Annotated in this window: 2 protein-coding genes and 1 pseudogene; 1 reads left to right on the forward strand and 2 read right to left on the reverse strand. The window is 46.5% G+C overall.

The features are described from left to right. Nucleotides 1–403: T9SS type A sorting domain-containing protein (locus AC1XUF_RS32025; protein ID WP_483345962.1), on the forward strand; the 403-nt coding region annotated here is incomplete at its 5' end. Between the two features lie 66 nt (nt 404–469). Here AC1XUF_RS32025 and AC1XUF_RS32030 read toward each other — a convergent pair. Both AC1XUF_RS32030 and AC1XUF_RS32035 read right to left on the reverse strand, forming a co-directional pair. Then, complete coding sequence (locus tag AC1XUF_RS32030; RefSeq protein ID WP_483345963.1) at nt 470–820, reverse strand: hypothetical protein; 351 nt, start codon at nt 818–820, stop codon at nt 470–472. A 201-nt stretch (nt 821–1,021) separates the two neighbouring features. Beyond that, a pseudogene (locus AC1XUF_RS32035) lies at nt 1,022–1,944 on the reverse strand (ISAon1 family transposase). Between the last annotated feature and the right edge of the window lie 67 nt (nt 1,945–2,011).

Genomic DNA, 2,011 nt, shown 5'->3' on the forward strand with positions numbered 1-2,011 from the left:
GCAGGAGCACCAGCTCAGTGTCAGGATAAAAGATAATGTCTTTATTTTGGCAAACTCTCCAAGGACATTGACCTGCGCCTCACCAGCTCGAGTGGCTTTTTCGGAAAATGTTGAGGCTTTGATTGGGGAACCAGAAGACAAGTCAGGCTGGAGTTTGGTTGTAGCGCCCAACCCAACCACAGGAAAGTTAACCGCGGACTTCGGAGCTGATCATCAGCAAAAAGCTACATTGTCTGTTATTAATGTTCTTGGCCGTGTGGTTTGGAAGCAAACAATTTCTGGGACGGGCGGAAGGTATCGACAAGTGCTTGATCTAAACGATCAAGCCGATGGCGTGTATATTTTCCAGTTACTTTTGGAGGGACACAAAGCGCAGACTAAGGCAGTTGTTCTATCTAAATAGTCGCTCCATTGGAAGTCAATGCAGGCTTACGGGCAGTTTCCACCCGGATGGCCCCATGGAATTTGATCAATCGAGCAGACCCAGACAAGACGTATATGATTGATCGATGATCAGTTTGCTCTGCCTGACTTTTTTGAAGAGCTCGCAGTTGCATGGGCCGTTTTCACTGGCTTTTCTCAGATAATATTCCGGATCCCAGCCTTGTTGTTTGGGCACCACACGATGGGCTTGTGGCATATGTTCTTTCAAAGCGGCCGCTACGCGGTAGTGAATCCATGGCTGCGGTAGCTCCTGTTGTGCAGGCAATCCGCTGGTTATCATATAGATCTCTACCATGTCTTCGCAAGAAGGGATCCTGACCTCGCCGATATAGCGGAACGGGGCGCTGTAAAAGTGCCAGTCTTCACCAATGACCAAATGATAGTTCTTTTGGACTTTGGCTTTGGTTCAGTGCCAAACCTGGTAGGGTGATTCCGGTAAGGGCTGAAGATGCAATACTCCCCAAAATTGAGGCCATCGGTTAAGTTTAGTAACTTGACATTAAACCGATAAGAAAATGAAACAGAGCCGAAGGAAATTCACAGCAAAATTCGGATCAAGCATAAAATCTGGGGGAACTTACGCATAAAGTTTCGAGAGCCTAAATAGGAAGAATGGAATATCCCTCACGCCTCTGGATGATGATCTAAATGCCTTGATTTTCGCGTTGAATGACTCTGCAGAAGCATTGGTACTCCTTTGTTGAAAAAGTTTAGGATGTCCAGATAGTGGGTCTGAATAGATCTAGCCATGGTTTTAAAGGAGTCCAAGCCACAATCCTCGACTGCATTGTACCACAATGCTAGTTTTTTGAATGCCTGCTCTTTTGATTTACACGCGCGAAAGATTGTTCCCAGCTCTGTTGCGAGCTTGTAAGCTTGCTCAATAAGCGGATACCGCTCGAAAAGCAGCCTGGAACGCTGAATCTGCGAAGCAGTCCATTTACCTTCTGGCTTGAAGAGTAGATACCGGCTTCTTACCAGTAATTGTTTTAACGTGTCACCATTGGCAAGAATTTTAGGTTCATGCGGCACACCCGCCTGCCTTGCTGCTTCAATAGCTTGATTTTCTTGATCCAAAGCCTGCCAGCGATGTTGTATCCTGATTTCTTGAACCGCATCAAAGGCTAGTTTCTGAACATGGAAGCGGTCGATAACCTTTGACGCCTTTGGGAAACATCGGCTAACTATCATTCCCATGTTGGCAGCCATATCAAGGGTGACTTCTCTTACTTTGCCACCAATGCGCTTTGGAATTTTTCTCAAAATCTCGATGACCGAGCTGGCTTGCGTACCTTTCACCATGGTTACCAATGACCCTTTACGCCCTTTGGCTCCCTTATTGGTCACAATCGTGTACAGCTCGCCATTGGAGAGCGAGGTTTCATCGATGCTTAGGTACGGCCCAACATTTTGCGGATATAAAAGCCAGTCTGCTGCATGCTCACGTTGGTCCCAGTCCTTATAATCGCTGATATGATTTTTAGCTGATATGATTTTTATACTGTTCTTGGAGCTGCCGCGTCGGCGGTCCGATTGCCGTCAAGATGAAAGTATTTCCCTAGTTGAG

It is taken from the genome of Dyadobacter sp. HNCC25DJ185 (assembly GCF_056895195.1).